This is a genomic window from Pseudomonas mandelii (assembly GCF_002251635.1).
Classification (GTDB): domain Bacteria; phylum Pseudomonadota; class Gammaproteobacteria; order Pseudomonadales; family Pseudomonadaceae; genus Aquipseudomonas; species Aquipseudomonas mandelii_B.
Window position 1 is genome coordinate 1 of the sequence record NZ_NMOJ01000110.1, and the last position, 6,459, is coordinate 6,459.

Consider the following 6,459-nt stretch of genomic DNA (forward strand, 5'->3'; position numbering starts at 1 on the left):
TGAACCATGTCCGCTTTCTTTGCCGAACGCGCGCTGCTGCCTAATGGATGGGCCAACGATGTACGCNTTGAAGTCAGCGCCGAGGGCGTGTTGACCCATATCCAGGCCGATTCCAATGCAGATGGCGCCGAACGGCTAAGCGGTCCGCTGCTGCCGGGGATGCCGAATCTGCACTCCCACGCCTTCCAGCGGGCCATGGCCGGACTGGCGGAAGTGGCGGGTAATCCGAATGACAGTTTCTGGACCTGGCGCGACTTGATGTATCGCCTCGTCGGAAAAATCAGCCCTGACCAACTCGGCGTCATTGCTCGCCAGTTGTATATCGAGATGCTCAAGGCCGGTTACACCTCAGTGGCGGAATTTCATTATGTGCATCACGACACCAATGGCCAGCCTTACGCTGATCCTGCCGAACTGGCGCTGCGCATCAGCCAGGCCGCCCGTTCCGCCGGTATCGGCCTGACGTTGCTTCCGGTGCTTTACAGCCATTCCGGTTTCGGCGGCCAGGCGCCGAATGATGGTCAGCGCCGCTTCATCAACAGCACCGAAAACTACCTCACGCTTCAGTCGCGTTTGCAGCCGATCCTGGCGCAGCAACCGGCGCAATCGCTGGGCCTGTGTTTCCACTCGTTGCGCGCGGTCACACCGCAGCAGATCAGCGAAGTGCTGGCGGCCAGCGACAAGCAATGCCCGGTGCACATTCATATCGCCGAACAGCAGAAGGAAGTCGATGACTGCCTGAGCTGGAGTGGCAAACGCCCGCTGCAATGGCTGTACGAAAACGNCGAGGTCGATCAGCGCTGGTGCCTGGTCCACGCGACCCACGCCAACCCGGAAGAAGTCACGCTCATGGCCAAGAGNCGCGCAATTGCTGGCCTGTGCCTGACCACCGAAGCCAACCTGGGCGACGGGATTTTCCCGGCGGTGGATTTCCTCGCCCAAGGCGGACGCATGGGCATTGGCTCCGACAGCCATGTGTCACTCAGCGTGGTAGAAGAATTGCGCTGGCTGGAATACGGCCAGCGCCTGCGCGACCAGCGGCGTAANCGGCTGTATGGCGCGGATCAGCCGATGGTCGGCCGCACGCTGTATGACGCCGCGCTGGATGGCGGCGCTCAGGCGCTGGGGCAGCCGATCGGTGCATTGGAAGTTGGCAAACGCGCGGATTGGCTGGTACTGGACGGCAACGATCCATACCTGGCAACGGCCAGTGGCGACGGGATTCTCAATCGCTGGCTGTTCGCCGGTGGTGATCGGCAGGTGCGCGATGTGCTGGTCAACGGGAAGTGGGTAGTACGGGACGGGCGTCATGCCGCAGAAGAAGAAAGTAACCGCGCGTTCACCCAAGTCCTGCGCGACCTCCTGGGCTGACACCGGAAACAACTGTGGGAGCGGGCTTGCTCGCGAAGGCGTCGTGTCAGTCAACATCAATGTTGAATGCACAACCGCCTTCGCGAGCAAGCCCGCTCCCACATTGGATCTTCGCTAACCGTCAGTTCGAGGTCTTGGCCATCTGCGTATCCGACGCGCGCCAGATCAGCCGCGTGGTGTCGTAGCCCTGCTGACGCGCCTTGCTCAGCAGTTCTTCACGCACGACACCGTTGACCGTCGGCGTCCGCGACAGCAGCCACAGGTACTTGCGGCTCGGGTCACCGACGATGGCGGTCTTGTAATCGTCGCTGACGTACAGCACCCAGTATTCCCCCTTCGCCACACCTGGCAGCAAGCGCGAGAACCAGGTATCGAACTCGACCCACAACTTGTCGGTCTTGCCCGGCACTTGTGGATAAGCCGTGCCCTTGGCCTCTTCCCATTGCCAGTCCGCCGTCAGGCAGCGGTTCAGCACCTGCACGTTGCCGTCAGGATTGAGCGTGTAATGGGCTTCGGATTGTGCGCAGTTGCGTTGGAAATACATCGGCAGGCGGGCCAACTCGTACCAGGTGCCCTGGTATTTCTTGAGATTGACGCTGTTGACGGTTTTCGGCGCCAACGGATCTGTGCCAGAAGTGGCGCAGCCGGCCAATACCAGGCCGGCAAAAAGGAGTATCAATAACCGCTTCATTGTTTTTCTCCCGTGGGCTTATTGCCCCGGATTACTTCAGGCCTTGCCCGGAAAACATCAGAACTTTGTCACCGGCGTACTGCACGCTGATAAAGCTGTTTTTATCGCCCCACGTGCAACTGGACATGCCGAGCGCGCCCGAGCAATCAGTGGCTTTACCCAACAAGGCTTCAACCTCAGCCTTGGGCATGCCGGCCGACAGTTTCGAATAGTTTTCCTGATTGACCTTGCTGCATGCGGCCAACAACACGCAGAACGAGAGCAGGGCGATAGAACGCAGCGACATGGTGTAGCTCCTGGGGCGAAGGGGGAATGGCATGGCTGCCAAGCAGAAGCTTAGAAGAGAAAACCCCTATCTGGTTCCCCGACTGCCCGGCTATTTATCAGGCCGCTCGTCTGCCTTTTTTCGAAAAATCAGCGACTTTCCTGCGCCGCTGAGTATTTCATCGGTTTTCGTAAAAACACGCCTAATCTTTGGCGCTGGCCAGTCGACATAGAAGCAGCGCAAAGCCCTCGACTGTGGCACATTGACGCCCCCTCGCTGACCAGCCCCTCCGCGGTAGTGTATTTAATGACCAGAAACATGAAATTCAGCCACAAGATCCTGCTGGCAGCCGCCCTCGTGGTCGCTGTTGCGTTCGCCTGCTTTATCCTGTTCAACGACTACCGTCAGCGCCAGACGTTGCGCAGCAGTACCGAATCCTCGATGCAGGAACTCGGCAGCCTGACCACCAGCAACATTCAGACCTGGCTGGAAAGCCGCATCCAGTTGCTGCAATCGTTGTCCCAGCAGATCGCCGTGGACGGCAGCACACCCGCCAGCCTCAAGCGCGCCATCGACTTGCCGGCCTACACCGGCAACTTCCAGCTCAGTTACTTCGGTGGCACCGACGGCGTGATGTTCTCGGTCCCGGCGGGCAATCGCGCGGCAGACTACGATCCTCGCGCCCGTGGCTGGTACAAGGCGGCCAACAGCGCGCAACAGACCATCGTCACCGAACCGTACATCGCCGCCTCGTCCGGCAAACTGGTGATCACCGTGGCCACGCCGGTGCAGCATCAGAGCCAGATGATCGGCGTCGCCGGTGCGGACATCGACCTGTCGAGCGTCAGCGCAATCATCAACTCGCTGAACTTCGGCGGTCACGGCCACGCGTTCATCGTCAGCGCCGACGGCAAGATCCTGATCCACCCGGACAGCAAACTGGTGCTCAAGAGCCTCGCCGAGGCCTACCCGAACGGCGCACCGAAAGTCAGCCCGGGCATGAAAGAAGTCGAGCTCGACGGCAAGACCCAGTTCATCTCCTTTACCCACGTCAACGGTGTGCCTTCGGCCGACTGGTACGTGGCACTGGTGCTGGACCAGGACACCGCGTTCTCGATGCTCAGCGAATTCCGCACCTCGGCGATCATCGCCATGGTCATCGCCGTGGTCATCATCATCGCGCTGCTGGGCATGTTGATCAGCTTCCTGATGCAGCCGCTGCTGACCATGGGCCGCGCCATGCATGACATCGCCGAAGGCGAAGGTGACCTGACCAAACGCCTGACCATCCACGGCCACGATGAATTCGGTGCCTTGGGCACCTCGTTCAACCGCTTCGTCGAGCGTATTCACACCTCGATTCGCGAAGTGTCCTCGGCCACCGGCCAGGTCAACGAAGTGGCGCTGCGTGTAGTGGCGGCCTCGAACTCGTCGATGTTCAATTCAGATCAACAAGCCTCGCGCACCAGCAGCGTGGCTGCGGCGATCAACGAACTGGGCGCCGCCGCCCAGGAAATCGCCCAGAACGCCGCCCTCGCCTCCCAGCATTCGAGCGACGCCCGCGCGTTGGCCGAAGACGGTCAGCAAGTGGTGGATAAAACCATCGCGGCGATGCAGCAGCTCTCGGCGAAGATCAGCGATTCGTGCGGCAACATCGAAACGCTCAACAGCAACACCGTGAACATCGGGCAGATTCTGGAAGTGATCACCAGCATCTCGCAGCAGACCAATTTGCTGGCATTGAACGCGGCCATCGAAGCGGCGCGTGCCGGTGAGGCCGGCCGTGGTTTTGCCGTGGTCGCCGACGAAGTGCGCGNCCTCGCCCACCGGACTCAGGATTCGGCGCAGCAAGTGCAGAAGATGATCGAGGAACTGCAAGTCGGCGCCCGGGAAGCGGTGAGCACCATGACCGACAGCCAGCGCCAGAGCGAAAGCAGCGTCGGCATCGCCAACCAGGCCGGTGAGCGTCTGGGCAGCGTGACCCAGCGTATTGGTGAGATCGACGGGATGAACCAGTCCGTGGCGACCGCGACTGAAGAGCAAACGGCGGTGGTGGAGTCGATCAACGTCGACATCACCGAGATCAACACGTTGAACCAGGAAGGCGTGGAGAACTTGCAGTCGACGTTGCGTGCGTGTGCGGATCTTGAGCAGCAGGCGGCGCGGCTTAAACAGTTGGTGGGTAGCTTCCGGATCTAAGCTGCTTTCACTGGCCTCATCGCGGGCAAGCCCGTTCCCACAGGGATCTTCGGTGGACACAAATCTTGTGTGGGAGCGGGCTTGCCCGCGAAGGGGCAATCAGCAGCAACCTAGAACTAGAACCTTGAACCAGGCCCAGAAAGAAACGCCAACTCCTCAGCCGTAGACGCCCGCCCCAACACCGCATTTCTGTGCGGAAACCGCCCAAACCGCGCAATCACCCGCTGGTGCTTCTCGGCATAGTTCAGATAGTCGGTAAACAGTTTCCGATCGGCCTCCGGCTGCTGTGCAACCAGATCGATATAGCGCGAAACCGCCTCGTTCTGCACCGCCAGGTGCTCGCAATGCTCAAACACCAGGTAGATAAACACCCGCTGAATCGGCCGCAACTGCCGATCGAAATCCGCCGCAATACCTTGCGCCACCAGTGCCTGAGCCCTGAGATCACCTGAAAAGGATTTGGGAGTGTCGCGAAAGATCATTCGCGGGAGTTGATCGAGCAGCAGCACCAGGGCCAGCCAACCTTCGGGGCGTTGCGCCCAGTCAGTCAATCCGCCGGCCAGTGCCTGCTCGACCCAGTCCCCGAAACGCGCCTGCGCTTCGAGGTCCTGGCTGTCGCGCTTGCCGAACCATAACTTGCCCTTGTCAGCCGCTATGTCTTGGGGGGATTCGAGGGTTCCGAACCACCATTCGAGCAACGGCTGCCAGGGCGCGGTCATGGTTTATTCCTTGTGGTAAGCCGTGACGCGTTCGACTTCTTCTTTTGAACCAAGGAACACCGCCACACGCTGGTGCAGGCCTTCAGGCTGGATGTCGAGGATGCGCTGGTGGCCGTCGGTGGACGCGCCGCCTGCTTGCTCAACCAGAAACGACATCGGGTTGGCTTCGTACATCAAGCGCAGTTTGCCAGGCTTGGAGGGCTCGCGGCTGTCACGTGGGTACATGAACAGGCCACCACGGGTCAGGATACGGTGCACGTCGGCCACCATCGCGGCGACCCAGCGCATGTTGAAGTTCTTCTTCAACGGGCCTTCCTCGCCCGCCAGCAATTCGCCGACGTAACGTTGGACCGGCGCTTCCCAGTGNCGCTGGTTGGACGAGTTGATCGCAAATTCCTGGGTGGAGGCAGGAATAGTGATGTCTTCGTGGGTCAGCACGAAGCTGCCCATTTCACGGTCCAGGGTAAAGCCCTTTACGCCATTGCCCAGGGTCAGCACCAGCATGGTCTGTGGGCCGTAGATCGCATAACCGGCAGCGACCTGCTCGGTGCCTGGCTGCAGGAAGGCCTTTTCGTTCANGGGCTCGTTCTGGCTCAGGTACTCGTTCGGGCAACGCAGTACCGAGAAGATGGTGCCGACCGGCGCGTTGATGTCGATGTTGGACGAACCGTCCAGTGGGTCGAATACCAGCAGGTACGCGCCTTTTGGGTACTTGCCCGGGATCTGGTAGGCATTGTCCATTTCTTCGGACGCCATGCCGGCCAGGTGACCGCCCCATTCGTTGGCTTCGAGCAGGATGTCGTTGGACATCACATCAAGCTTCTTCTGCACTTCGCCTTGGACGTTTTCAGTGCCCATGCTGCCCAGAACGCCACCCAGTGCGCCTTTGGACACGGCGTGGCTGATTTCCTTGCAAGCACGCGCCACCACTTCGATAAGGAAGCGCAGATCGGCAGGCGTGTTGTTGCTGCGGGTCTGCTCGATCAAATAGCGACTCAGGGTAACGCGGGACATGTAAGGCTCCGGAGNAATGGGGGGCTAAAAACCCGCGCAGTTTAACGCGAGTCGAGGCGCATTTCCTCCTATCAGACGTGATACGCCCAATAGAGTTCATGCGCCGGGTTGAGCGTAGTTCTAAACCGGCCGGATGTGGGCCGGGCATAAGTGGCAGTTTTGAGATTTTCTTCGCTTGATAGTCAGCCTTCGCGAGCAAG

Annotated in this window: 7 protein-coding genes and 1 pseudogene; 4 read left to right on the top strand and 4 right to left on the bottom strand. The window is 60.2% G+C overall.

Annotated elements, in window-relative coordinates:
• Window positions 1-6 precede the first annotated feature (6 nt).
• A complete protein-coding gene (locus B7L09_RS15490) occupies window positions 7-1,371 on the top strand; it encodes a formimidoylglutamate deiminase (protein WP_094469562.1) in 1,365 nt (454 codons plus the stop codon).
• A gap of 121 nt (window positions 1,372-1,492) precedes the next feature.
• Here the strand turns inward: B7L09_RS15490 and B7L09_RS15495 are convergent, their stop codons facing one another.
• Entirely contained in the window at window positions 1,493-2,062 is a 570-nt protein-coding gene (locus B7L09_RS15495; RefSeq protein WP_094469563.1) for a lipocalin family protein, read from the bottom strand.
• Between the two features lie 31 nt (window positions 2,063-2,093).
• The gene (locus tag B7L09_RS15500; protein ID WP_010464535.1) at window positions 2,094-2,348 is read right to left on the bottom strand and encodes a hypothetical protein; all 255 of its coding nucleotides are present in this window, start codon (window positions 2,346-2,348) and stop codon (window positions 2,094-2,096) included.
• Between the two features lie 31 nt (window positions 2,349-2,379).
• Here B7L09_RS15500 and B7L09_RS31555 point away from each other — a divergent pair, with 31 nt between their 5' ends.
• The 3 genes and pseudogenes from B7L09_RS31555 to B7L09_RS32865 all read left to right on the top strand — a co-directional run bounded on the left by B7L09_RS31555 (window position 2,380) and on the right by B7L09_RS32865 (window position 4,526).
• Entirely contained in the window at window positions 2,380-2,559 is a 180-nt protein-coding gene (locus B7L09_RS31555) for a hypothetical protein (protein WP_141213473.1), read from the top strand.
• An 86-nt stretch (window positions 2,560-2,645) separates the two neighbouring features.
• Window positions 2,646-3,668 (top strand): annotated as a pseudogene (locus tag B7L09_RS32860) (HAMP domain-containing protein); the annotation flags it as partial.
• 93 nt (window positions 3,669-3,761) lie between these two features.
• Window positions 3,762-4,526, top strand: a complete 765-nt coding sequence (locus B7L09_RS32865) for a methyl-accepting chemotaxis protein (RefSeq protein WP_438269330.1) — start codon at window positions 3,762-3,764, stop codon at window positions 4,524-4,526.
• Window positions 4,527-4,642: 116 nt separating this feature from the next.
• Here B7L09_RS32865 and B7L09_RS15510 read toward each other — a convergent pair whose 3' ends face one another.
• Window positions 4,643-5,245: a DUF924 family protein gene (locus B7L09_RS15510; protein ID WP_094469565.1), complete on the bottom strand. Its 603-nt coding sequence runs from the start codon at window positions 5,243-5,245 to the stop codon at window positions 4,643-4,645.
• A 3-nt stretch (window positions 5,246-5,248) separates the two neighbouring features.
• A complete protein-coding gene (locus tag B7L09_RS15515) occupies window positions 5,249-6,259 on the bottom strand; it encodes a class 1 fructose-bisphosphatase (protein WP_094469566.1) in 1,011 nt (336 codons plus the stop codon).
• Window positions 6,260-6,459: the final 200 nt, after the last annotated feature.

Excerpts from the sequence above, each read along its gene's own strand:
- B7L09_RS15510 (WP_094469565.1), bottom strand. The coding sequence starts at position 5,245 with ATGACCGCGCCCTGGCAGCCGTTGCTCGAATGGTGGTTCGGAACCCTC.
- B7L09_RS15495 (WP_094469563.1), bottom strand. The coding sequence starts at position 2,062 with ATGAAGCGGTTATTGATACTCCTTTTTGCCGGCCTGGTATTGGCCGGC.
- B7L09_RS31555 (WP_141213473.1), top strand. The coding sequence starts at position 2,380 with ATGGCTGCCAAGCAGAAGCTTAGAAGAGAAAACCCCTATCTGGTTCCC.
- B7L09_RS15500 (WP_010464535.1), bottom strand. The coding sequence starts at position 2,348 with ATGTCGCTGCGTTCTATCGCCCTGCTCTCGTTCTGCGTGTTGTTGGCC.